Genomic DNA, 25,647 nt, shown 5'->3' on the forward strand with positions numbered 1-25,647 from the left:
TATCGGTAAATATACCGAAAAGCCTAAGAAAATGCCAGAGGGGGATTCTGCAACGATCCGCAGGGCTTCAGCATGAAAGAAAAGTATAGTAAAGTAACGTTATGGTGGAAGGGATATTATTTGAACAAGTAGAAGACAGTCGGCAAGACTGGAAAGTAAAGCATTCGATAAGTGAAATACTGATGGTAGTAATGTGTGGAGTAAGTGCCGGAGAACGAAGCATCTATGGGATTCGAGAGTTTGCGCGGCTAAAAGAACAATGGTTGCGAGATGTTATCGGTCTTAAACTGCCGAATGGACTGCCTTCATATGATACGGTACGGCGAGTACTAGGAATGTTAGATCCAAAACAGTTTCAAAGTGTATTTATTCGCTGGATAGAAGAAGAACTCGATATTCCAGTAGGCAGTTATGTCAGTTTAGATGGAAAAAGTCTAAGAGGAAGCGGGTTGAAAGAAGTCGGCATAGATCCATTGCATCTGTTACACGCTTATAGCCATGAATTGGGAGTCGTTATCGGACAGATGGAATGCAGCAGCGAAAAGACGAACGAAATACCAATCGCTGAAAGGCTGATACAGATACTCAAAATCAAAGGCGTCATTATAACCGCTGATGCAATGCTATGTCAGAAAGAAATAGTGAAAAGATTGCAAAGATAATGATTATATTCTGGCTCTTAAAGGAAATCATCCGCTTATGGAGCAGGAGGTAAAGGACTTCTTTCTTAGTCCTGCACCATCGACTCGGATCGTCCATACGACCTTTGATAAAGGGCACGGGAGAATAGAAAGGCGAATATATAGCCTTGATACCAACATAGAATGGTTTGAAGATAAAAAGGAGTGGAAGCACCTTGCTGCATTCGGTATGGTCGAAAGCATTGTAACGAGGAAGGGGAAAGAATGCCGTGAAATTCGCTATTTTATTACGAGTCTTACAGATGTAAAACAATTTGCAAAGGGAGTACGCAGTCATTGGGCGATAGAAAATAACTTACATTGGTGTTTAGATGTGTTGTTTTCTGATGATGCCTGTACTGTTCTTGACCGGAATGCAGCAGAAAACCTAGCTATTATCAGAAGAATTGTCTACAATAGAATTAAGATGCTTTCTAAAATGGATACGCTCAGTATGGGCAAGCGCGCTTGCATCTACGACGATAATTTTAGAGCTCAGATCCTTTTTTCATGCTGAAGCCCTGCAACGATCCGCCGTCGATCTTGACTTAACAGGTAAATGTGATATAGTTTTGTCTGCAATTTTACGGGAAAGTACTTATTGAGGATTTTTTTTAAAACTAACTGAGCTTTAGAGATTCCCGACAGATTTTTTCTACCGTAGATATTTTTATAATTGAGGAGTATAAAAATGGTAAAATTAGCGACAATTGCCGGTTCAGATGCATCAGGAGGTGCAGGCCTTGAGGCAGACTTAAAGACATTTCAGGAGTATGGCGGATACGGTATGGCAGCAATTACTTTGGTTGCTACCATGAATCCCCACAAGGATTGGAGCCATGAGGTGTTCCCGATCGGTGAAGATTCACTGCGGTCACAACTCGAAACCATTTTTAACGGTATTGGCGTTGATGCGGCAAAAACGGGAATGTTGGCAACTCCATACGCAATCGAACTTGCTGCCGAGTATCTCGGTAAATATAAGGTAGAAAACTATGTTCTTGATCCGGTAATGATTTGTAAAGGCGGAAATTTACCGCTTAATCCGGAAATCAATGAGCTGTTGATAAAAAAACTGTTGCCGCTTGCAAAGATTATTACGCCGAATGTGTTTGAAGCCGGCCAGATTGCCCATGTCGATACCCCTTCGACATTGGAAGAAATGAAAGATGCCGCAAAACGGATTTATGATATGGGCGCCCCGCATGTATTCATTAAGGGCGGTTCCAAGTTAAAAGAGGCGGAAACTTCTATTGATGTTTTCTATGATGGCAATGATTTCCGATATCTTGAAGCTGAGCTGATTAAAACCGAATGGACTCACGGTTGCGGGTGTACCGTTGCTGCTGCAATTACTGCGGGCTTGGGTTTCGGGCTTGAACCGTATGAAGCAGCCCTCCGCGCAAAGAAATTTATCACGTTAAGTCTACGGAACGGTTTTGCCCTCAATAAATGGGTTGGCCCGGGCAATCCCGCCGCGTGGCGCAAGGCTTTCAATTAAAAGAGGAAGAAAAATATGCGTGCAGTTGATATCATTATGAAAAAGCGCGGGTTTAGAGAAACCGGCGCAGGAACACTCTCTCGGGAAGAAATTGCCTTTTTAGTGAACGGATATGTAGCCGGAGAGATTCCTGACTATCAAATGTCCGCATGGCTGATGGCGATTTATTTTAACGGTATGACGTTTGATGAAACTGCCGTTCTTACCGACGTCATGCTGCATTCCGGAGCAGTCATGGATTTATCGGGGATTGAAGGCCCCTTTGTCGATAAACACTCCACCGGCGGCGTCGGGGATAAGCTTTCTTTGCCGCTTGCACCTATTGTAGCGGCCTGCGGAGTGAAGGTTCCGATGATGAGCGGCCGTGCACTTGGACACACCGGCGGGACGCTCGATAAACTTGAATCGATTACCGGATATAAGACCAGCCTTTCCGTTGAACAATTCCGTAATTATCTTAAAAAAACCGGCTTTGCAATGACGGGGCAGACAAAAGAAATCGTCCCTGCCGACCGGCTGATTTACGCCCTGCGCGATGTGACTGCAACCGTTGAATCGGTGCCGCTCATTACGGCGAGTATTCTCTCCAAGAAAGTTGCCGAAGGCGCCGAAGCGCTGGTGTTCGATGTAAAATGCGGAAGCGGCGCCTTTATGAAAACACTGCCCGAAGCCGAAGCGCTCGCAAAGAGCCTTGTCGGTACCGGCACCGCGATGGGTAAAAAAGTTATCGCGATGATAACCAATATGTATGAGCCCTTAGGAAATGCAGTCGGTAACTTCTTGGAAATGGAAGAAACCTACAATGTTCTGAAAGGTACAGGGCCGCAGGATGTAACCGACTTAACTTTACAGCTTGCAGGTTGGATGCTCGTGCTTGGTCACAAAGCTGCATCAAAAGAAGAAGGAATTCAAAAAGCGCAAGAGGCGCTTCGCAGTGGCAAAGCGCTTGAGCTGTTTTTAGAAAATATTACGCTGCAAGGCGGCAATGCGCAGCAGTTCGTTGCCGAATGCGGAAAGCGCCGCAGCCCGCACACCTGCCACATTAAAGCGGAACAAGACGGCTTTATCGCGAATATCGATGCGTTTAAAATCGGTATTGCCGGAGTTAATCTTGGGGTCGGCCGCAATAAAACCACCGATGCGGTGTGTCCCGATGCCGGTATGATTTTGCATAAGCACGCAGGCGATGCCGTAAAAAAAGGCGACCTTATCATGGACGTGTACGGCAAGGATGCGGAGTGCCTTCCGGCTGCTTCCGATATGATCAAAACAGCGATACGGTATGCAGCGGAGAAGCCGCAAACGCGTCCGCTGGTATTTAAAGAAATTTCTGCGGCCGACTTATAGCCGCGCTTCCGGTACCATACAGTGAATTGGGAAAAAAAAGATATAGACCCGAGTGTTGTCCGCTCCATGGCGCAGCAATATGGCTGCACTCCGCTTGTTGCATCGATTTTGCTGCGGCGTGGTATTGCCGAAGGGAGCGAGGCGTTTTTTCACCTTGAAAACGATCTGCGCTATGTGCACAATCCCTTCCTTTTTGTAAATATGGAGGATGCCGTTGACCGGATCCTCGATGCAAAGGAAGAAGGGGAGCGGGTGCTCATTTTCGGAGACCGCGATGTGGACGGGATCACTGCTGTTACCGTGCTTTACGAAGCGCTGACCGATTTAGGCATCCCGACAACATGGCGTATCCCAACCGGCGACGAACCGTATGGACTCTCCTGCCAAGCGGTTGATGCGCATGAAGCCGACGGCGGTACCCTCATCATTACCGTAGACTGCGGTATTTCCAATATTCAAGAAGTCGCCTACGCTGCGGAAAAAGGAATCGATGTTATCGTTATCGATCATCACACCCCGCAGGATACGCTTCCCGATGCCGCAGTCATCATTAACTGTAAGGTGCCGGACTCAGGCTATCCTAACGAACATCTTTCCGGATGCGCTACGGCATGGAAGGTGGTTACCGCCCTGCGCTTCGGACTTCTCGATATTTATAAACAGCAGATTTGCCTATTGAATGTCCGCCCCGTCAACGATGCATTCGCAGTGGAAGCGATCCATACCGTCAATTTAGTTGAAACAGCTCGAATCACCGAAACGATTATCCCCGGTATGGTTCCGTTTTCAGATACTCGGCTTGGCAGGTTTTTGCAGGGACAGCAGATTTTTGTCTGGGATAAGGAGTTGCAGCTCAAGCAGCTGGAAAAAGTGTTCGGTAAGTCGGTTGAATTTCATGTGAGTGATTTTAGACTCGAATGCGCAAAGATTGCGCCTCAGCTTGCCGAGATGAGCCTTTTGCGGTTAAAGAATTTATCGCGGATTGGCAAGTACAACGACACGCCGATGTCCGAACTCGACGGCTTTTTCAATATCTTTATTACGCTTGTTCAACAAGCGCATAACATATACGGTGAAAAAGAAAAGCGTGAATTACAACTTGTCGCGCTTTCGCTGCTTGCAGACTTGATGCAGCTGACCGGAGAAAACCGGATATTGGTAAAGCAAGGCTTAGCAGCCATCAATGCCGCGCCTCGTGCCGGTCTTTCCGAGTTGATGATAAAACAGGGGCTTATCGGTAAGCATATCGGCACCAACGATATTGCGTGGAATATTACGCCCGTTATCAATGCAACAGGACGGATGGGTAAACCGGAAACGGCGATCCGGCTCTTCCTTGAGCAAAACGCAGCGGTACGCAATGAACTTGCAGATGCGGTTATTGCAATGAACGAGGAGCGGAAAGAACTCGGAAAGGCCGGCTGGGCAATTGCCGAACCGATTGCGCGGGAAAGTCTTGCAAAATACCGCGAAAAACTCACCGTTGTTGTAAGCAATAAAATCCACCGCGGCATTACCGGTATCCTTTCAAACCGGCTTGCAGATAAGTTTAACGTGCCGAGTATGGTTATCTGTCTTATGGAAGACGGAACCGCAGTCGGTTCGCTTCGTTCCGCCCGCGGCTATCGGGTGCTTTCTTTGCCGGAAGCATATTCCGATTTTTTCCTCGACTATGGCGGACACGCATTTGCGGCAGGATTCAGCTTAATGCAAGAAAAACTTGCGCCGTTTTTAAAAAAAGTTCAGGAATTTACCGCGGCTATCGAATTTGACGAAAACTCAGAAAACCCTCCGCTTTCCATCGATGCGGAACTCCCGCATGACTATTTAACGCCCGAACTTTTAACCGTGCATGACACCTTTGAGCCCTACGGCGAAGGGTTCCCGGCGCTGCAATTTGCCGCTAAAGGAATAAAAATAGCTGCCGCCTCAATTATGGGTAAAACCCAGCCGCAGCATTTGCGTCTTACGTTCGACTGCGGAACATATAAATGGACAGCGGTGTATTGGCAGGCAGCGGATAAATTGAATGTTGAATTTAAGATCGGCGACAGTATCGATGCCGTATTCACGCTGACCCGGAATACCTTTAACGGCAATACGGTACCTCAAATGGTTATTCAGGATATGCGGAAGACGGGCACGGGTATTTAAGCAGTGTCTCTCTTATACACAAAATTTTAAATAAAATTTTGTGTAAATTTTTTTACAGCGGCAGGGCAAGCGTAGAGGTTCAATTCTGGTTGAACGGCTCCACTTTTTCTGCGGGAATATTAAACAAGCATCTGATGCGCTTGCCCTGCGCTTCGTTGGTGTTAGCGCCCCTGCCGAGACAAGGTAAGGTTTGCCAGCTCTTTGGGTAAGTCGCTGCCGCGCAGTGTGAGCATATTATCGTCATTGCGGGTGTACTGGAGCTTCCACACTGCATTCATGCTTTCGCGGGTTTCCTTTTTAGAGCCGTTTGTCCATGTTTCGGTTTCTTTACTTCTTACGGTAAAGGTGACTTCGGTATCCGTAGATGTCCAGAACCCTTCCCACTCCGTCGATGAAGTAAAGCCTTGCAGCCATTCGATTTCCATACTGCCGTCGCGGTCAAACTCAACCTTCACCGCTTTATTTTCATCGCGGGCAATCCATTTACCCATAATCGAATTTCCCGTCGGTGTGGCAGCATCATTCATCATCGGGCGCCGGTTGAACTCTCCGCCTTTGCCGTCAGGTTGCATTTGGCGTTCGTTAAACTCGCCGCCTTTACCGTTATGCGGCATCAGACGTTCCGCGGCTCCGGCATCATTATGATGTTTCCAATCTTTTGAATTCGATTGGTGCGGTTTTGCAAACACGGCTCCTACCGATAATACCGCAACGATACCGAATGCCGCAGCCTTTTTTACCATTTGTTTGTTCATTCGTATACTCCTAAAAAATAAAGTACGGTTGTTTAAGTTTTCACACCGTCTGTGCACGACTATACCGTATTGTACTAGCCCTATCATGAAGCCTGCATTGGAAAAAGATTAAAATATTTTAATCGGGAATTTTGACACAAAACGGAAAGAATAGGGTATGATACGGTCATGATTACCCATAAGACAGTGAGTGTCTCTATCATATCGGTATTTATCTTTTTGATTATGCACAGTGCACTTTTTGCGGACAAACCGAAGGACGCTAAACATACATTTTCGTACCGCGGTATGCGGATGGCAAATGCCGACGGTCTTTTTTATGTTACAAAAATAGAAACCGAAATCGAGCAGGCCGGCATTATCGAAATAGAGATTAAATTCAATATGCCTGCCGATCCGCGTACACTGCAAAAAAAGAATATCAGCATAAACGGTCAGTTTTTACCTGCCAATGCGTTGATTGCTTTTAACAAAGCAGGTGATAAAATAAAAATATTGATTCGGGACTCTTTTTTATCTGCGGGAAAAGATACGCCAAATCGTCCGTTTCATCTTGATTTACCGGAAGCGAAAAGTTTTAATCATATTCCGCTCTATCTTTCACACTTTGATGATATGGAATGCGACAAAGAATATAAATTTACATTTTTGAATATTCCGCCGCAGAAACCCCCTAAGGAAATGCACGAAGAAATGCATAATCATCACCATTATGAATATGTTCGCTTTGAGGAAAAAGATTGATGGCACGGGTATTAATCGTTGAAGATGATTCGGGTATTGCGGAATTCTTACAGCTTGAACTTGAGCATGAAGGATATGATATTCTCTATGCCGCAGACGGCAGAACCGCTTTGGATATTTTTGAAAAGAATACGCCGGATCTTATGCTGCTCGACATCATGCTTCCGCAGTTGAACGGACTTGAAGTGTTGCGGCGAATCAGAAAAACGTCGAATACGCCGGTTATTATGCTCACCGCACGGGGGGATACATTCGATAAGGTGAGCGGTCTTGATTCCGGTGCGGATGACTATCTTGCAAAACCGTTTGAGATTGAAGAGCTGCTTGCACGGATGAGGGCGGTGATGCGCCGGAATAATGCACAGGGAGTAACGCCGTTAAAACTACGAGGTATCGAACTTAACCCGAACAGTATGGAAGTAACGGTAAACAAAGAACGGGTTATGTTGTCGAAAACTGAATACCTTTTGTTGAAGACATTGCTCGAACACAAGAACACCGTTTTAAGCCGCGATACCATCATCAATACGGTATGGGGTGCAGATCATTACATCGATGAAAATTCGGTCGATGTGTATGTGCGGTATTTGCGTGCAAAAATCGACGACAAAACCGGTGAGGAGTACATCTCTACGGTACGCGGCGTCGGCTATGTTATGCGGGATATCTGCAATGAAAGCATCTGATTTACCGGTACGGCAGCTCCGCATATCGACGGTACGGCAGCTTTCACTTCGCTTCTCTCTTTTGTTTGCCGTGATGATTGCCCTTTTTTCCACCGGTATTATCGTGCTGCTTCGTTCCGGCGTTAGGCAGCAGCAAAACCGCGAACTCATTTCCGTCGCTCGGACTATTGCCGAAGCACTGAAGGACGGTCGCGTACAAGAAATCGATGCGGATCTTCCGTATTATATTACGTTTTCCGTGTATCAGAGCGGCACGCAGGAAGTGATCGCAACGAACGATCCCTTTTTACCGATACTGCCGGTAACACCCCGCCGTGCAGAACGGTATACGGCAAAACAATATTTTATCGACGGCGATTTAAATATTCTCTACTATGCAGTACCCGTTCATGCGGGGGGCGATTACGTTATACAGACGGCGCTGAATATGGATTCCGACACGGCGGAGTCCATTATCTCCGGTGTACCGAGCATCCTTGCTGTCGTTACCGTCCCGTTGCTGCTGCTTTCGTACATCGCGGTGTTTTTTATGACAAAACGTACAATGCGAAGCGTCCGCGCTATGACCGATGCGGCAAAGAACATCAGCGGATCCAATTTAACCGACCGGCTTCCCGTTACGGATAGGGACGACGACTTTGATGTCCTTGCAAAAACATTGAACGATTTGCTTTCCCGCCTGCAAACCGATTTTGAACGGGAACGCCGGTTTACAGCTGATGTATCTCACGAGTTAAAAACACCGCTTGCGGTGATTCTCGGCCATGCGAACCTGCTGCGCCGTTGGGGAAAGCACGATCCCGACCGCTTGGAAAAATCGCTTTCTGCACTGATCCGCGAAGCGCATTCAATGGAAGCAATTATCGAAAATTTGCTGCAAATGACCCGGCTTGAAAACGGGCATATACGGATTCATAAAACGCCTGTTCCCGTTGCCGAATTTTTTACGCGGCTTATCGACAGCACACAAAGCTATGCGCCGAATGTGAGCTTTACCGAAAGTATTGGGGTGCCAAACCTGTATACGGATGAAGCGCTGCTCCATCAAGTATGCACTATCATAATTTCCAATAGCGTAAAATTTGCCGGAGAATATGTACATATTGAGCTTTCGATACGGCCTCTTTTAGAAGCGGAGCGCCTTCCTGATGCGCCTTTATCGGAAAGTGCGTGTATTATCTCGATTTCGGATAACGGCCCGGGAATTGCGCAAGATATACTACCGCATATATTTGAGCGCTTTTATCGCGGAGATGCCGCGCATACGAGAGGTGCAGGCGGTGCGGGGCTCGGCTTGTCGATAGGGGCAAGCATAATGCAGGCGCTCGGCGGTTCAATTCGTGCCGAAAATAACAACGGGAAAGGTGCGTGCATTATGCTCCGCTTACCCTGAAGTTTTCCCTTGACAAAAGATGCCGAGAATATACACTATAAGCGATAATTAACATATCGACAGGCTGTTGAAAGATATCCTTTCGGGTTATAATATTCTAAAAATATAGGATTCTGCGATGAGTGAGAATGAAGATAAAAAGTTAGAAACACCGCCGACACAGACGCTAAAGTCTCCTTATATGCTGCAAATTGTCTCCCTTGCTATTTTGGCTGCATTGATGGTTATGCCTTTCGGTATGGATAAAATGAATTTGCTCAATTATGAGCAGACTCCGCAGCTCTTGTATCCCTTTACGGTTCTGTTTTCCGGTTTGGTACAAAAAGAGTTCTATTTTTTTTATATCAGCTGTTCTTTCTTTTTTTTATTGCCTGTAGCTTTTCTCATTATTTTAGCTTCGATCTTTTATAAAAAAATCACACAAAACATTGTTATTATCTCTGCCTTTGTTGCGGTAACATTGTATCTTGCACCTACCCTTTCGGGAATGACAGTATTTGCCAACACCATACGTTGGTTTAAATCTTTAAGTATTTTAGTGTATGCTGCTTTTTTTACTGCACTTATCTTTCATATCTTTTTAATCAGCCGCGGTATTGCTTTAATAAAAGCAAAGAATGAAGCGTTCTCTGAATACAAGCAACTTATTTTGGAAGATGAAAAAGCTGAGAAATCGGATAAATCGGAGAAACAGCAGGGATACAAAAAGAAAGATACAACAGAAGTTGCAGAACCGGAAGATAAAAAAAAGATTAATATAAAAACTCGAATTAAAGAACTCATTGCTGCGGTAAATGATCCTGAAAAGAAAACACATCTAAAAAATAAAATAGCCGCTGTAATTCTTATCGCAATTATTGTTATTATTTCTGCCTTTATTTATACGGATTTAAAGAACTACAAATTGCTTTTAACCCAGAATGTCAATACGACGGGTAAGAATCAAGCCGAGCAGGTTGCGGCAATTTATGATTTTTCGGATGGACTTCATGCCAAAATAAGCGCCTTTCTCGAAGGTATAAAAAAGACAAACGCCTCTTCACCTTTTCCGCACCGCCGCGTAGATATTATTACGACTGACAGTACCGCTCCTATTTTTCTTGATAAAATCGATAGCACTACGGAGCTTCCGGACTTCAACGTATTCTCTTATACGACAGAGTCCGGATCAGTACGCGATATACCGGCAGAAGAAAAACGCATTACTGCGAAAGAGGCTGCTTTCTATATAAAGCATTTTCAAAATGCAAGTACCCGGAATCAACCTATTTATAAACCGGAAAAGGGAACCTGTATTTATATATATCCTATAACTTTTTCACGGAAAGACGGGCAAAGGCTTGTCGGATTTTCCGTTGTAACATACATGAAAGAAATACTTAACCGTCCGTATTTCCAAGCAAAAGTATTTATCTTTGCACTTGCAGCAGTCTTTTTGTATGCTGTCATCATTATCACATTGTTTCTTGCTGATTTTATCGCCGCTCCTATTATTCAGCTTTGTGTAAATATTAGAAAGACAACCAATATTTTAAGCGGAATACTTTCAGGTAACGCCAAGGTTGAAGCGAACAGACTGGTCTTTGAAGATAATCTAAAAACACGGGACGAAATAAAGACGCTCTCACACGAAATAAAAAATATTATTACGCTCGTGCGTAGAATACTGCCCTATATTTCTTTTCATACTCTTCAGAATGCAGAAAAGGATATCGGCCCCAAGGGAATTACACGGAATCTTTGTTTTCTTTTTACCGATATCAGAGGGTTTACAAAGATGTGCGAAAAACTTCCTGCGCGGGAAGTCATTATGATTTTAAATCGATATCTGAACATCGAAACTAAGATTATCTTTGATCATGGCGGTGATGTTGATAAATATGTCGGCGACGAAATCATGGCGTTTTTTTCCGGACCCAATAAAGAGATAAATGCTTGTAAGGCTGCAATGGAAATACGGGAGGCACTCTACCGTGAACAACAGGCCGCTATGAAGGTAGGTAAGGAAACTATCTCGCTCGGCATCGGTATCAATACCGGCTATGTTACGTTCGGTCCTGTCGGTTCGGAAACAAGAAAAGATTTTACGTCCATCGGCGATACGGTAAATTTGGCGGCACGGCTTGAAAGTGCAAATAAAGAATACGGTTCAAAGACCATTATTTCGGAAGCTGTTTACAAGAGTCTCAACGATTCTTTCATTTGCCGAGAACTTGATTATATAACGGTAAAAGGCAGAACTGAAGTGGTGCGAATCTTTGAAGTGTTACAAGATGCTCAAAAGATCAGCAGTGATAAGCTTTATGATTTAAAAGAAGTTTTTGAAACAGGACTCGGATATTATCGACAACGAAAATGGAAGACTGCCGAAAAATATTTTTTGGAATGTGTAGAAAAATACAACGATCAACCGGCAAAAGTATTCTTAGACAGAATTGCCCACTATCGTAATTCTCCGCCTCCCGCCGACTGGAAAGGCGTCTTTGCTATGCGTATGAAATAACCAACTAAAACAACTATTGCACATAAAAAAGGCCGATCAACCGGATGGTTAATCGGCCTTTTCCATTTTAGCCTTTATCTTAACTTAAAACTTATAGCGTAAAGTTGATAACGTTTGTCCTTCACGCAATACATCGAACCACACTTCTTTTTTAACCTTTGACAATTCGCGATAGAATTCGCGCATATTTGCTACCGGCACATCGTTTACCGCAGTAATAACATCGCCGGATTTGAGCCCGATAATGACTGCGGGTGTTTTATTGGTAATGTTGGTGACCAATACTCCCGCCTGTTTTTTATCAAGCTTTAATTTATCGCGTACTTCATCAGTGAGCTCGTAACCGATAAATCCCGGCCAGAGTTTTGACGAGTCGGTAACGATGTTCTGATCCCGTTCTTCAATCTTTACGGAAAGTGTTTGTTCTTTGCCATCACGGATAACTACAAATTCTGCGGTTGTTCCGCTGCGGAGATCGCCGACATCGCGTACCAGCTGATCGACACTCTTTACTTCTTTGCCGTTCAGCTTAACGACAAAATCGCCCGGCCGGATACCGCCTTTAAACGCAGGGGAACCTAAGAAGATATCGATAGCCAAAGCGCCGGCTTTTTCACCGAGCCCTAGAGCTTTCATAACCGTTTCGTCGGCGCTTGTCAGTTGGACTCCGACCCAGCCGTATTTCAACTTACCGTCGGAAATGAGCGAGTCGATTGCACCTTTGACGTTATTAATCGGAATGGAAAATCCAAGCCCTTGTGAACCACCGCTTGACGATGCGATCCATGTGTTAATACCGATAACTTGCCCGTAGATATTAACAAGCGGGCCGCCGGAGTTTCCCTGATTAATTGCCGCGTCGGTTTGGATAAAGTCATTGATATTATTATTTGGCCCGCCCGATCGCCCAACCGCGCTGACCATACCGCGAGTAACCGTCGAAACATATCCGAGCGGAGAACCGACGGCAAAAACGATATCGCCGACTTCTACCGCATCGGAATTGCCTAATTCGGCAATGGCAATGTCTTTTTCGGTGGATTCAAACGAAACCAATGCGATGTCCCGCCGCTGATCGCCGCCGACCAGTTTTCCTTCGGCAGTATGCCCGTTATACAACTTGACGATAATCTTTTCCGCCGTACCGGTAACATGCTGGTTAGTCAACACGTAATAGGTATTGCCGCTTTTACGGACGATAACGCCCGAGCCCATACCTTCTGATTTATATTCCTGCTCGCCGCCGTCATTCCCTTCGGATTTTTCACCGTTATTCTGATTAGGCATTCCAAAAAAGAACCACGGGAAGCCATCCCCCGAGAGAGGATTGCGGACTTTCTTAATTTCCGTAACCGAAAGCGTTACTACTGACGGCAAAATTGCCGCAGACACTTGTCGATTTGCGATTTGCAGCCCTTCCAGCAAGGAAATCGTCTCTTTTGTGATTGCTTCCGAATGTTTTGTATCGGCATAAACCGTTGTTGCCGAAGCAGGACTTGCAGAGCAAGATGATACAAAAATCATTACGGCCATGCTCAACAGTGCAGTACATGACAGTACCGTTTTAAACTTTCGTTTTAAATACATGAGTTTACCTCCAATATGAGAGCGCTATAAAAGATGTAGGTTTTAGAAGCCCTCGTTCGTGTATCAACTGTTTCTTAAACATATAACATACTATTATGATACACCCATCGGCAATAATAACTTGACAGAGATTTTATATTTTGTTTGTATGTATGGATGATACGGTTAGTAAACGTGAATAAACGGTACGGAGAACTTCAAGCCGTTGATAATATCAGCCTTGAAATTCCTTCTCATACGATTTTCGGTATTATCGGAAAAAGCGGCGCGGGGAAATCGACGCTCGTGCGGCTGATAAGCCTTTTAGAACCGGTGGACTCGGGCGAGATTTACTACGGAGACTCCCGCGTAGACACCTTGACAGGCAAGCTCTTACGAAATCAGCATAAAAAAATCGGGATGATTTTCCAAAATTTCAATTTATTTGCATCGCGCACGGCTGCGGGCAATATTGCCTATCCGCTTGAAATTGCGGGAATGCCGAAGCGTGCTATTGCAGCAAAAGTGGAAGAAATGCTGCACGTTGTCGGGCTGGAAGGACGCGGCGATGCGCGGGTAAGTACCCTATCCGGTGGACAAAAACAGCGGGTGGCTATTGCTCGTGCCTTGGCGGTTTCTCCCGATATCCTCTTTTGTGATGAAGCGACAAGCGCACTTGACCCGCAGACGACACGCTCAATTTTGGAACTGCTCAAGCGGCTGCAAAAGGATATGAATTTAAGCGTTGTGATGATAACGCATCAGATGGAAGTAGTGCGCGATTGCTGCCAACAAGTGGCCGTTATCGATAACGGCGCCGTAGCTGAAACGGGTTCCGTGCGTGAAATTTTTTCTGCTCCGAAATCGGAAGTAACCAAAGACTTCTTAATGCATATCAACCCGCTCAATCCCGAAGACACGCAGCTTATCCGATGGTCTAAAAGCGGCGGCGCCTATACGCTCCGGTTCTCCGGCGAATTAACAAGCGAGCCGGTCTTGAGTAAAATTTCCCGCGATTACAATATTGAATTTAACATCTGCGCAGGCGGTATGCAAAAGGTCGGGGAAACGGTGGTCGGAACCCTCTTTGTCGATATTAACGGTTCACCCGAAGATATGCAAAAAGCGTTTGCTTATCTTAATCAAAACGGTATCAAAGTAGAGGAGACACGCAAATGAATTCATGGTCAACGTTAGTGCAGCTGGTAGGAACGGCGACGGGGCAAACGCTTATAATGGTATTCTTTTCTACGCTTTTTTCTTTTATACTCGGAGCGCCGCTCGGCGTGCTGCTGTGCATCACTGCGGAGGGGAACCTTATGCCGAGACCGGTGTTGCATCAACTTATCGATCGGGTGGTAAACGTATTACGCTCATTCCCGTTTATTATATTGATGATTTTGCTCTTTCCGTTTTCGCGGCTCATCATCGGTACCAGCATCGGAACCGCCGCAACGGTAGTGCCGCTTTCCATCGCCGCCGCCCCCTTTGTTGCGCGGGTTATCGAAAACGCCTTGCTGGAAATTGACCGCGGTGTTATCCAAGCAGCTCTCGCGATGGGATCATCCACTATGGAGATTATCTTTAAAGTGATGATACCGGAAGCGCTGCCGCCCCTCGTTGCAGGCATTACACTGACTATTATCAACCTTATCGGGTATTCGGCAATGGCAGGTGCAATCGGCGGCGGCGGTCTCGGCGATTTGGCAATCCGATACGGCTATCAGCGGTTCCGCAGTGATATTATGCTGGCAGCGGTTATCGTCATTTTAGTGATGGTAGAGCTTATTCAATTTATCGGCACGAGGATCAGTACGGCACTTGCAAAACGGCGGTAGGAGATACTCGCTCACTGTCTTTTGTAAAGACTGGGAAGCTGCATTAAGGATGAAGAGGTAGTACTGATTAATTAGCCTTCCTACTAAAAAGCTGAGAGAAAGGGCAAACATGTCAGATTTGTTTGCCCTGGTCGTACCTTTATTTTTTATTAATTTGTTCCGTATAGAATTCAAATGCTTCTTTGTCGGTATATTTGTGGTGAACGATTTTTCCGATTGCATCGGCCATCGCTACAGGATGAGCACTCTGAAAAATATTACGTCCCATATCAAGGCCGCGGGCTCCGTCACGGATTGCATGATAAGCCAATGCAAGCGCTTCTTGTTCGGGGAGCTTTTTTCCACCGGCTACTACAATCGGCACCGGACATGCAGCGACGATTTCTTCAAAATCTTCGCAATAATATGTTTTTATAATGTTTGCACCGAGTTCGGCAATAATACGTGTTGCAAGTTTAAAATACTGTGCGGTGCGCTCCATATTCTTACCGACTGCGACTACGCCAAGAGTCGGTATGCTATAACGGATTCCCGCATTAATAACCGCAGAAAGATTATCGATGCTTTCCAGCTGACCGTCGCCGCCGATAAAGGTCTGAACTGCAAGACAGTCAGCATTCATCCTTATCGCATCTTCAATATTGACGGCAACAACTTCATGGGTTAAGTCATCCTGTACCATAGAAGAACCGGAAGATACTCTGAGCGCAATAGCTTTTTTGCAGTCGGGACGCACACAGGTGCGCAATGCTCCTCGTGTTGCCATAAGGACATCGACATGGTCATTAAGCTGGGGAATTAAAAGGTCGAGCCGTTCGAGCCCCGAAACGGACCCCATAAAATAACCGTGATCAAATGCGAACATCACGGTATTACCGGTTTGAGGATTAAAGATATTCGAGAGGTGTTTTTTCATACCCCAGTCGAGATTGCCTGCCCCCTTGACATAAAATGCTCCGTCAACGGCAAAAGGGACATCCGTGTAATAATCGTGAGCTGTTTTTAAACCATCTAAATCTGCCATACTATCATTCCTATCATTAAAAGTGATAACAGGGAACCTCTAAAAACGGCTGTGTCTTTAAAGATTCCCCTATAACCTCTATTTAGAAGTTATACTTATCCATGTTTTCTTTTGTGAATACTGCACGCTCCGGAAGCAATACAACACCGGAATCGTTTGCCGTATAAGCTTTCGGATCAAGTACCGTGTTCGGCTGAATAGTTACCTTACCGATGGTGGGAATATCGATCGTGTCGCCGACTTTCATGCTGTGTCCTGTTGCTGCCCAGTAGGCGAGGTAACAGGAAATTGCACCTTGAATACCGCAATCCCACAAACCCCAGCGAGTAAGAATACCTGCACGGCAATAGCCCTTAATCGCATTCGGTGTTGCAAAACCGGTAATGGTTACCTTTTTCTGATTAAGACCAAGGTTTTGTGCGGCTTGACACTGACCGGGAAGAGCAGTCGAGTCGTTACAAATAATTAAGTCGATATCTTTATGCGCAGACAGAACCGCTTCTCCAACTGTAATTGCACGTTCCGCATCTTGGTTCGAATAATAGTTATCCGGCGCAACATTAACCCATTTGGGATACTTTTGGCGAATATAAGCTTCGCCTGCGACATGCCATGAATTCTGATCGGTAACCGTTGCCTGAGAATAGTGCCAGCAGTATTTGATAACATCCGTATCGGGATTTTTACCTCTTTCTTTAAGAGAGGTAACGCCCATATCTACAAGCATTTTGCCGAGGATATCGGGGGTTCCCTGAGATGTCATAAGCTGCCGTGCATCAGGATTGGAATCGGAGTCCCATGTCATAACGGCAAGACCGGCCTTGCGCGCTGCTTTCAATGCTTGATCGACACCGGCTGCATCAACGGTCGAAATTGAGATTGCATCGGCACCTTGCTGAATAGCATTGTTAATGATATTAACCTGATTCGCCACTGCTGCATCGGGGCTGCCGTCATACTTTACGGTAAAACCGACCTGCTTTGCCAGTTTTTGAGCGCCTTCATTTGCTACTTCAAAAAAAGCATTGCCGCTGATTTTCGGAATAAATACGACAACAACGTCTTTCTTTGAACCACCAGAGCCCTGATCACTTGAGCCGCCGGCAAATACCGGTACGCCGACCAAGAGCGCTGCCAACATAATCGACATCAGTTTTTTCATTTTTTACCTCCTGATTTTGTCGTCCGTTGTTTTCACCTATAGACATCTTTAAAAGCAGAGCTATTAAAGATGTCATCCCCTATCGCTTGCGGAAAATACCGGTGAGATTGCTCGAAAAGCCTTTCCCGGAAAATCCGCGAGATGCAACAATAATGAGCAGTAACATGCCGACCGGTATATCAAGATACTGAGTATTGACTCCTGCCATCGATAAACCGAATCGCATAATTCCGATTACCAGCGCAGAAAGCGCCGTCCCGAAAATACTGCCGCTCCCGCCGGTAATTGCCGTACCGCCGAGTACGACGGCCGTTATAACCGGCAGGGTTAATTCTTTACCAAAGTCCGCCTTTGCGGTACCAAGATATGAGGTAAGTACAATCCCGGCGATTGCCGCACCGGCTCCGGAAAGCGCATACGTCGTCATCTTGATAAATCGCGTATTTACCCCGGAAAATTCGGCAGCATTCGAGTTAATACCGCACAAATACACGGAACGTCCGTAGGCAGTACGGTGCAGAATAATATAGGCAATTATCGCCATAATTAAAAACAATAAAATTTGAGAAGGAATAATTCCAAAAAAACGGAACTGCGTAACTGCCGTAAATGCAGCAGGGAAACCGCTGATACCCTTGTACAATTCAACCTTTGCAATACGGGTAATCGAAACCGCTAAACCGGAATATAAAAACGAACCGCCAAGTGTTACAACCATGGGCGGCACATTGGTATACGCAATGATAAAACCGCTTAACAGTCCGCACAGTATACCTGCAATAATCGCAAGCAAACAGGCCGCATAGATATTTACACCGCTTTGAAAAAATACACCTACAACAATTGACGAAAGGCCGACTATGGAACCTGCCTGAATATCCATCCCGCCGGCAATAATAACCATCGTTACAAAAAGCGAGATGATGCAGATCGAAATAAAGTCATTGATTGAACCGAGCAGTACAATCGGACGTAAAAAGCGCGGGTTCAACATACCGAATAAGATAATTTCGCATACAATAACGGCAATCAGCAATAATTCATTTGTAAAAGCAAACCGTTTCTTTCCCATATCGCTACCTACTCTCCGTTCCGGCTGTCTTTGCTAAGAGGCGCGTTCTCCGTGCCTTTTCAGCCGCATAATGCTGTACCAACCCGTCTATCGTAACAATCGTAATCAATAAAATACCGGTAATCGTGCTGTCATAATCGGAAGAAAATTTTAAAAATACGAGGATGCGGTCTATCGACGCCATGATGATGGCTCCTATCAGCGCACCGAACAACGAACCTACACCACCGGACAGACTGATGCCGCCCAGAACACAGGCTGCAATCGCTTTCATTTCGTAACCGTTTCCTGCAATCGGCGTAACAAATCCGATGCGGCTTACATAGATACAACCGGCTGCGGCGGCAAAGAACGAACTGAGCACAAAGGCGCTTATCCGCGTGCGCTTTACCGGAATACCGACCAGCTCGGCGCCGCCGATATTGTCTCCTACGGCATAAAAATTTCGTCCTACGGCAATACGCCGCAGTAATAGCGAACCGCCGACTGCGATAATGAACGTTGCCAAATAAATGTAAGTGATGCCGCCGACAGTCGCTTGACTGATCGCCTTATACTCAAACGGAATGTTTTCAACCCATTTTCCGCCGGTATAGACATAGATAAGACCGCGGATAACACCGTTCATACCAAGCGTCATAATAATGGAAGGAATGCCGAGATATACGAGCCCATAGCCGTTTATGAGTCCGCATACGATACCGATTCCGACGGCCGCTAAAATAGCAAGCGACCACGGACTGCCGTCACGAATTAACGTTGCGCTTACCGCAGCAGTCAACCCCATCACTGCGCCGACTGAAACGTCGATTTCACCGATAATCAGTACAAATGCGATACCGATAGACAAAAGCGCAAATACGACGCTTGAGTTTACCGTCTGCATTAAATTTCGCGTACCGAGAAAATCGGGATTAACAATACCGACAAGAAGAAAAAGTATAACTACTACCGCAAGCGAAAAGAGGCTTCTTGCCTTAAAAATCCGCTTAAAGGATATATACTGCATTTATCCAACCATCCCTTTTTCTACACCGAAAGAAGCCGCCATCAGCGCCTGTTCGTTTATTTCATCTTTTGAAAATTCATGATTAATTCTACCACGGTACATGGTAACCACCCGATCGCTCATTGTAATGATTTCTTCCATATCGGAACTAATCAGTAAGATAGCTACGCCTGTTTTTTTAAGCTCTTTGATAATCGCGTACACATCACTGCGAGCTCCCGCATCAACACCGCGCGTCGGTTCGTCAAGAATAACAAGGTGCGGATTTGTAGAAAAACATCTTCCAATAATCACTTTTTGCTGATTGCCGCCGGAAAGAGAACCCATTATCTGGCCGTCGCCGGTAACTTTAATATGAAATTCATCGATGTATTTTTTTGCAAGCGATTTTTCTTGTACGGTATTGATAAGCATTCGCTTTAACGTTGTAAGTGTTATAGAGGTAATATTATTACGCACCGTTGTCAATTTAAAAATTCCGTTTAAAAACCGGTCTTCGGGAAGATAATTGATCCCCTTTGCAATGATCCGCTTGGTCTTCAACCCCGTAATATCTTCACCGTTTAAATACACTTTTCCGCTCAGCACTCTATCACGGCCGTAAAGCGTCGTTGCAAGCTCCGTTTTACCGGCTCCTACGACACCGGTCATACCGAGAACTTCTCCGGGATAGACATCAAGATTGACATCGGCAAAACCGTAGCCGCTGAGGGTTTTAAGTGAAAGTACCGGCTCTTTTTTTTCGACTTCCGTCGTCTCAATCGTTTCTTCTTCGAGCATTTTTTCGACACTTTCAGGTGCGAGTCCTTTTAACAACATGTCGTATGTAAAGTCTTTAGTGTCGCCATCCATCGTAATAGTACCGTCTATCAAAAGCGCAATGCGGTTTGCTATAGCAAATACTTCATTTAAACGATGTGTTATATAAATGACGCCGACTTTCTTTTTTTTCAATTCGGCGATAATGTCAAAAAGAGAGTTAACCTCTTCAAATGTAAGTGAAGATGTCGGCTCGTCAAAAAACATGATGCGCGCCTCACGCATCAGACCGCGTAAGATTTCTACCAACTGCTGTTCCGCAATCGAAAGCGTACGCGCTGTTCTATCAAAATCGAGCTTCCAGCCGAGCTGCTGCATAATATCCATAAGACGCTTATGAAGTTCTTTCTTTTTACCGGGAATCCCCATCAAAATATTTTCTTCAAGCGTCATATTTGAAAAAAGCATCGGCTCCTGCGGTATAAGATATACTCCCGCATGCAGCGAGGCCGATGGACTTCCGAAATGAATAGGTTTTCCGTCTACAAGGATATCTCCGCTTTCTGGTCTGTTTATTCCCATAATGGTCTTTACCAGCGTGCTTTTACCGGCGCCATTACCTCCGATAAGGGCAAGCACGTCTCCCGGGTAGACATTAAGGTCAACGCCTTTAAGTACGGCATTGGAACCGAATGATTTATAGATTTTCTTTACCGACAGCAACGGCGCTGCGTTTTCATCCATAGGTTGTTTCCTCTCTCACTCAAGAGTAAAAATTAAAGAACTTTTGTTCTTGATATGAACATTTATCAATATTTTAAGTATAAGACGAAAAAAACGATTTGTCAAATGTATATTTGATAAAATAACAAAATTTCAGCGAGATAGGAATTTCTTACTGTTTTTAAAGTTTTGTTAATTAAATTATGAAGAAAATGAATAATTAGTCCTAATAACCTATCGGTTAAATCTTGTTTTTTCAGATCTAATGTGATAATATGTTCATAGTGTGATATTTTGTTCGTTTTAGGAGAAGAAAAACACAATGACGGATGATTGGGAAAAAGAGCTTATCGTACGTATCGCATGGTATTATTACATACAAAAGAAAACGCAAAAAGAAATAGCCGATATGCTCGGTATTTCCCGTATGCGTGTTATAAGATTGCTTGAAAAAGCTGAACGGGAAAACGTTGTGCAAATCAGCATTCATAATGATTTTAGAGGCAGGCTGAAAACCGAGCAAAATTTGATCGATATCTACCGGCTTGATGATGCCTTTGTAATCCCTTCCGATGAACGCCATACCCCCGAAACGCTTAACGATGCGGTTGCGAAAGCGGCTGCTATGTACATCGACGAACACTTCTCCGATACTCCCATCATCAATATCGGATATGGTGATACGACCGGACGGTTTATGAACTATTTTTCGCAAATTTCAAAAAAGAAACCGACGTATATCTCGCTTACCGGCGGAGTCAGTATTTATCTGCTCAATACGCAGCTCTCTGCCGGAAATGCATCACTCTACCTTATTCCGGCCCCTTTCGTTGCATCGACAAAAGAAATTGTTGACGCAATAAAAAAGGAAACGGCCGTTATTGAAATTTCGCGGATGCACCCGACGGCAAGCTGTTCGGTGATCGGCATCGGCGGTATGGATGATAATGCGACTGTTATTAAGTCCGGTATCATACAAAAAAACGATTTCGATTTTCTCAAAATGCGCGGCGCTGCAGGTGATGTGCTTGCTCATTTTTTTGACGAAAACGGAACTTTTATTCCGGTTTCTACCGAAGAACGCCTTATCACATATTCACCGGAAGCATTAAAAAAACTGCACAATGTCATTGCCGTTGCTGCTGGAACGGTTAAACGCACTGCAATCAGAGCGGCGCTTCGGGGACAGTACCCGAATATTCTCATAACGGATGAAGCAACCGCAGAGTGGCTCATTGAAAATAAGTAAAGGAGTATTGGGAGATAATTATGAGTGAAAAGTATTTGATGGCTATCGATGCCGGTACGGGGAGTGTTCGCGCTGTCATTTTTGATGTAAAAGGAAATCAAATCGAATGCGTACAGCAAGAATGGGAGCATCTTGAAGATCCGAAATATCCCGGAAGTATGAACTTCGATTGGGAAAAAAATTGGGACTATGCGCGCCGCTGTATCGCCGGGGTAATGGAAAAATCACACATCAACAATGCCGACATCGTTGCCGTTTCGACAACTTGTATGCGCGAAGGGATTATCTTATACGATAAGACAGGAAAAGAAATCTGGGCATGTGCCAATGTCGATGCGCGCAGTACGGACGAAGTGGTACAGCTTAAAAAAAAGTCGCTCTCTCTTGAACATGAACTTTATCTTGAGACCGGACAAACGTATTCGCTTAGTGCGCTGCCGCGTATCCTTTGGGTAAAAAATAATTTGCCGGAAGTATATGAGAACATTGCTTCTATTGGTATGTTTAACGACTGGCTTATCTATAAAATGAGCGGGAAACTGGTTGTGGAACCGAGTAACGGCTCTACAAGCGGGCTTTTTTCATTGATAAAGCGGACATGGGATAAAACGATTGCAGAGCGTTGCGGTCTTAAACGCGATATCTTCCCGCCGGTACAGGAATGCGGTACGCTCGTTTCCCACGTCAGCAAAGAGGGCGCTAAAGAAACCGGATTGAAAGAAGGAACTCCTATTATTGTCGGTGGCGGAGATGCCCAGCTTGGTACAATCGGAGTCGGCGTAACGGAAGCGAATGAAGCGGCTGTTTTCGGTGGGACATTTTGGCAATATGAATATAACACCGCAAGCGGAAGCATATCGGACGACTGCGATATACGGGTGAACTGCCATGTACAGCCGAACCTTTGGCAGTATGAAGCGCTTGCATTTAAACCCGGCCTGATGATGCGCTGGTACCGCGACGGATTTTGTACCGAAGAACAAAAAAAAGCTGCCGCGCAAGGTAAAGATATCTATGCGCTGATGGATGAACGCGCCGAAAAAATCCCGGTCGGTTCGAACGGTATGTTCTGCACATTTAGCGATGTTATGAATTTTTCCGCATGGCGTCATGCAGCCCCTACGTTTACGAACTTCACCTTTGAAGCGGAGCTGTTCAATAAATATACCTTTTACCGTTCCATCCTCGAAAGCACTGCGCTGATCACTTACGGTCATATGCAACTCGTTGCATCAAAAGGCGGCGGAATGCCGTCCGCGGTAACGTTCGGCGGCGGAGCTGCGAAGAGCCGGCTGTGGGCGCAAATCGTATGCGATGCACTCGGTGTTCCATTGCGCATACCGGTCGTAAAAGAAGCAACCGCGCTTGGGGCGGCAATGCTTGCGGCGACAGGTGTCGGTATATACGGCAGTATAAAAGAAGCGGCGGCGGCGATGGTGAAAATCGAAACGACACTACAGCCGAATATGGAACATCATAAAAAATACATGGAAATGTATAAAATATGGCGAGATATCTATGATGCACAGCTCAGCTTGAGCGATCGCGGCATCACGCAGTACATGTGGGCTGCGCCTGGCATTACCGGAAAATAGAGCATAATAGGAGAATAATATGTTTATAGTAGATGAAAAAGATAAAGAGTATCGTTTTCAGGATCACGGGCCGAAGTATTTGATGAAAGGCCCCCGAATGAATTTTGCGATAGTGCAGTTCCAACCGGGACAGGATTTTAGAGCGCATTATCACAACATAATGGAAGAAAATTTTTATATCCTTGAAGGCGAGGTAGATATCGTTGTCGATAACGTCGTACACCATCTGACAAAGGGGCAATTCATCCATATTGAACCTAAGGAAGTTCATTATGTTATCAATCGATCAAATGCCGTGATGCGCATGGTATCGACGCTTGCCCCCTATCAAGACAACGATAAGATTGAGGTGGATAATCCGGTATTGGAATAAAGGCCACAGAGCGCTCTTGTTGACATACTTTGCTTTTTCAATTGACCTTTCAGCGATAGTATGCGAAAATAAAAAGATGTCCGCATCGTAATCAACCAAATCTACAGATGTGGGCAAGAAGGAGCATAAATCTATGTTAAAAAAAATGATTGGCATTTTGTCTGCGGGGCTGATGATTGCAGCTCTTATGTCATGTACTCAGGCAAAAAAGGAAGAGGGGCCTATCACGCTTCATTATTGGACGCATGAAGACCCCGCCCGTACCGAGCTCGAAACAAAGCTTATCGCCGAATTTGAAAAAGCAAATCCGAATATAAAAGTAGAGCGGACAACGCAAGGCGCGGCAAAGCTGATTGAGTTGGTACAGACCGCTTTTGCAGCTAATCAGGGGCCTGATATTTTCAATTTATCTATCGAAGATGAATATTCTTATGTTGCAAACGGTAGAGTCGCTCCGGTTGATCCCAAAGCCGCCGGTTATGCCGATCAGGCTGCGATCTATGACAGCTATTTGCCGGAAATCCTCAATGCCGTAACCAAAGACGGAAAAGTATACGGTCTGCCGCTTGAAATTACCAACTGGTGTATCTATATCAATAAGAAGATTTTCCGTGATGCCGGTTTGGATCCCGAAAAAGATTATCCCAAAACATGGGAAGATATGGTTGCTGTTTCCGAAAAATTGGTTATCCGCGACGGTGATATTTTGGTGCGCAGAGGGTTCGATTTCCGCTATCCGTATTATCTTGTTGCCTTTGTTCCGATGGTGGAACAGCTCGGTGGTCAGCTGATCAGCGATGATGGAAAAACAGCGATTGTCGGCGATGAAGCATGGATCAAGTTCCTTACCTTTATGCGCGATTGGGGACCCTCCGGAAAGAACCTTGGCTCTCCCACCTACAAGAGCGCACGTAACCTGTTCAACAAAGACAATAACGACATTGCAATGGCAACGACCGGTTTATACCAGCAGGGACGGATCCGCAAGGATAATCCCGACTTCTATAATAGCGGTGAATGGATGGTTGTTCCGTTCCCTCAATTTAAGAACGCAGTTAAAGAAGTTCCCGCTTGCTATTACGGACATTTCTTAATGGTTAACAACGATATTTCCAAGGCGAAGCAGGAGGCTGCATGGAAGCTCATCGGCTTTTTACTCAAGCACGGTGAAGACTACCTACGCGAAGGCGGTAACATTATTCAGCCGACCAAAGCCTTGCTCGATTCGCAGACACTCAAAGATATGCCGTATTCCGATGTATTTATCAACGATATGAACAAAGGACACATGGTGTATTACGGAGCGAACAGTGCTGAGTTGCAAACGGCAATCCGCTCGGCAGTTGAGTCGGTTATGCTGTCCGGTGTAGCTCCTGAAAAAGCGCTTGAGTCTTTGCGAGCAACGGCTCAAGAAATTCTTGACGAAGAAAATAAAAAATAAATAGTTACCTTGCAATGCGATGTTCTAACTCGTGCTATTTGTACGAGTTAGAACTCGCCGACCTATTCGCCAA

General features: G+C 45.2%; 22 protein-coding genes. 15 read left to right on the forward strand and 7 right to left on the reverse strand.

What is annotated here, in order from left to right:
- The first annotated feature begins 101 nt into the window (after positions 1-101).
- From E4N66_RS01170 to recJ, 5 genes are all read left to right on the forward strand, one after another.
- Positions 102-662 (forward strand): ISAs1 family transposase, encoded by a 561-nt coding sequence (locus E4N66_RS01170; protein WP_253728649.1) that lies wholly within the window; start codon positions 102-104, stop codon positions 660-662.
- A 10-nt stretch (positions 663-672) separates the two neighbouring features.
- On the forward strand, positions 673-1,197 hold the full coding sequence (locus E4N66_RS01175; protein ID WP_256478300.1) for an ISAs1 family transposase: 525 nt from the start codon (positions 673-675) through the stop codon (positions 1,195-1,197).
- Between the two features lie 174 nt (positions 1,198-1,371).
- The gene (thiD, locus tag E4N66_RS01180) at positions 1,372-2,181 is read left to right on the forward strand and encodes a bifunctional hydroxymethylpyrimidine kinase/phosphomethylpyrimidine kinase (RefSeq protein ID WP_253728651.1); all 810 of its coding nucleotides are present in this window, start codon (positions 1,372-1,374) and stop codon (positions 2,179-2,181) included.
- Positions 2,182-2,196: 15 nt separating this feature from the next.
- A complete protein-coding gene (locus tag E4N66_RS01185; protein WP_253728652.1) occupies positions 2,197-3,528 on the forward strand; it encodes a thymidine phosphorylase in 1,332 nt (443 codons plus the stop codon).
- Between the two features lie 21 nt (positions 3,529-3,549).
- A complete protein-coding gene (gene recJ / locus E4N66_RS01190) occupies positions 3,550-5,682 on the forward strand; it encodes a single-stranded-DNA-specific exonuclease RecJ (protein ID WP_253728653.1) in 2,133 nt (710 codons plus the stop codon).
- A 161-nt stretch (positions 5,683-5,843) separates the two neighbouring features.
- Here recJ and E4N66_RS01195 read toward each other — a convergent pair whose 3' ends face one another.
- Entirely contained in the window at positions 5,844-6,437 is a 594-nt protein-coding gene (locus tag E4N66_RS01195; protein WP_253728654.1) for a hypothetical protein, read from the reverse strand.
- A 168-nt stretch (positions 6,438-6,605) separates the two neighbouring features.
- Between E4N66_RS01195 and E4N66_RS01200 the strand changes: the two genes are divergently transcribed.
- The 4 genes from E4N66_RS01200 to E4N66_RS01215 all read left to right on the forward strand — a co-directional run bounded on the left by E4N66_RS01200 (position 6,606) and on the right by E4N66_RS01215 (position 11,763).
- Positions 6,606-7,181 carry a hypothetical protein gene (locus E4N66_RS01200; RefSeq protein ID WP_253728655.1) on the forward strand — a complete coding sequence of 192 codons (576 nt, stop codon included), beginning with the start codon at positions 6,606-6,608 and terminating at the stop codon, positions 7,179-7,181.
- Positions 7,181-7,867, forward strand: a complete 687-nt coding sequence (locus E4N66_RS01205; RefSeq protein WP_253728656.1) for a response regulator transcription factor — start codon at positions 7,181-7,183, stop codon at positions 7,865-7,867. Before E4N66_RS01200 ends, E4N66_RS01205 begins: the two co-directional genes overlap by 1 nt.
- Positions 7,854-9,260 carry a sensor histidine kinase gene (locus E4N66_RS01210; protein WP_253728657.1) on the forward strand — a complete coding sequence of 469 codons (1,407 nt, stop codon included), beginning with the start codon at positions 7,854-7,856 and terminating at the stop codon, positions 9,258-9,260. Before E4N66_RS01205 ends, E4N66_RS01210 begins: the two co-directional genes overlap by 14 nt.
- 118 nt (positions 9,261-9,378) lie before the next feature.
- Positions 9,379-11,763 carry an adenylate/guanylate cyclase domain-containing protein gene (locus E4N66_RS01215; protein WP_253728658.1) on the forward strand — a complete coding sequence of 795 codons (2,385 nt, stop codon included), beginning with the start codon at positions 9,379-9,381 and terminating at the stop codon, positions 11,761-11,763.
- An 84-nt stretch (positions 11,764-11,847) separates the two neighbouring features.
- Here the strand turns inward: E4N66_RS01215 and E4N66_RS01220 are convergent, their stop codons facing one another.
- Entirely contained in the window at positions 11,848-13,350 is a 1,503-nt protein-coding gene (locus E4N66_RS01220) for a Do family serine endopeptidase (protein ID WP_253728659.1), read from the reverse strand.
- Positions 13,351-13,506: 156 nt separating this feature from the next.
- On the opposite strand from E4N66_RS01220, the gene E4N66_RS01225 reads away from it, so the two are divergent.
- Positions 13,507-14,508, forward strand: coding sequence for a methionine ABC transporter ATP-binding protein (locus E4N66_RS01225; protein WP_044014756.1), 1,002 nt, complete (start codon positions 13,507-13,509; stop codon positions 14,506-14,508).
- Entirely contained in the window at positions 14,505-15,167 is a 663-nt protein-coding gene (locus tag E4N66_RS01230) for a methionine ABC transporter permease (protein ID WP_253728660.1), read from the forward strand. The genes E4N66_RS01225 and E4N66_RS01230 overlap by 4 nt, the downstream gene beginning before the upstream one ends.
- 139 nt (positions 15,168-15,306) lie before the next feature.
- On the opposite strand, the gene lsrF is transcribed toward E4N66_RS01230, so the two are convergent.
- From lsrF to E4N66_RS01255, 5 genes are all read right to left on the reverse strand, one after another.
- The gene (gene lsrF / locus E4N66_RS01235) at positions 15,307-16,191 is read right to left on the reverse strand and encodes a 3-hydroxy-5-phosphonooxypentane-2,4-dione thiolase (protein WP_044014760.1); all 885 of its coding nucleotides are present in this window, start codon (positions 16,189-16,191) and stop codon (positions 15,307-15,309) included.
- Positions 16,192-16,273: 82 nt separating this feature from the next.
- A complete protein-coding gene (locus tag E4N66_RS01240; RefSeq protein ID WP_044014762.1) occupies positions 16,274-17,353 on the reverse strand; it encodes a substrate-binding domain-containing protein in 1,080 nt (359 codons plus the stop codon).
- Positions 17,354-17,432: 79 nt separating this feature from the next.
- A complete protein-coding gene (locus E4N66_RS01245) occupies positions 17,433-18,425 on the reverse strand; it encodes an ABC transporter permease (protein WP_253673193.1) in 993 nt (330 codons plus the stop codon).
- A gap of 4 nt (positions 18,426-18,429) precedes the next feature.
- The gene (locus tag E4N66_RS01250) at positions 18,430-19,434 is read right to left on the reverse strand and encodes an ABC transporter permease (RefSeq protein ID WP_253728661.1); all 1,005 of its coding nucleotides are present in this window, start codon (positions 19,432-19,434) and stop codon (positions 18,430-18,432) included.
- The gene (locus tag E4N66_RS01255) at positions 19,435-20,937 is read right to left on the reverse strand and encodes a sugar ABC transporter ATP-binding protein (protein ID WP_253728662.1); all 1,503 of its coding nucleotides are present in this window, start codon (positions 20,935-20,937) and stop codon (positions 19,435-19,437) included.
- Positions 20,938-21,238: 301 nt separating this feature from the next.
- Here E4N66_RS01255 and E4N66_RS01260 point away from each other — a divergent pair, with 301 nt between their 5' ends.
- The 4 genes from E4N66_RS01260 to E4N66_RS01275 all read left to right on the forward strand — a co-directional run bounded on the left by E4N66_RS01260 (position 21,239) and on the right by E4N66_RS01275 (position 25,574).
- Complete coding sequence (locus E4N66_RS01260) at positions 21,239-22,165, forward strand: sugar-binding transcriptional regulator (RefSeq protein ID WP_253728663.1); 927 nt, start codon at positions 21,239-21,241, stop codon at positions 22,163-22,165.
- Between the two features lie 20 nt (positions 22,166-22,185).
- Entirely contained in the window at positions 22,186-23,760 is a 1,575-nt protein-coding gene (gene lsrK, locus E4N66_RS01265; protein WP_253728664.1) for an autoinducer-2 kinase, read from the forward strand.
- A gap of 19 nt (positions 23,761-23,779) precedes the next feature.
- On the forward strand, positions 23,780-24,133 hold the full coding sequence (locus tag E4N66_RS01270; RefSeq protein WP_253728665.1) for a cupin domain-containing protein: 354 nt from the start codon (positions 23,780-23,782) through the stop codon (positions 24,131-24,133).
- A 133-nt stretch (positions 24,134-24,266) separates the two neighbouring features.
- Positions 24,267-25,574, forward strand: a complete 1,308-nt coding sequence (locus tag E4N66_RS01275) for an ABC transporter substrate-binding protein (RefSeq protein ID WP_044014775.1) — start codon at positions 24,267-24,269, stop codon at positions 25,572-25,574.
- Positions 25,575-25,647: the final 73 nt, after the last annotated feature.

This window comes from Treponema sp. OMZ 857 (assembly GCF_024181085.1).
Lineage (GTDB): Bacteria > Spirochaetota > Spirochaetia > Treponematales > Treponemataceae > Treponema.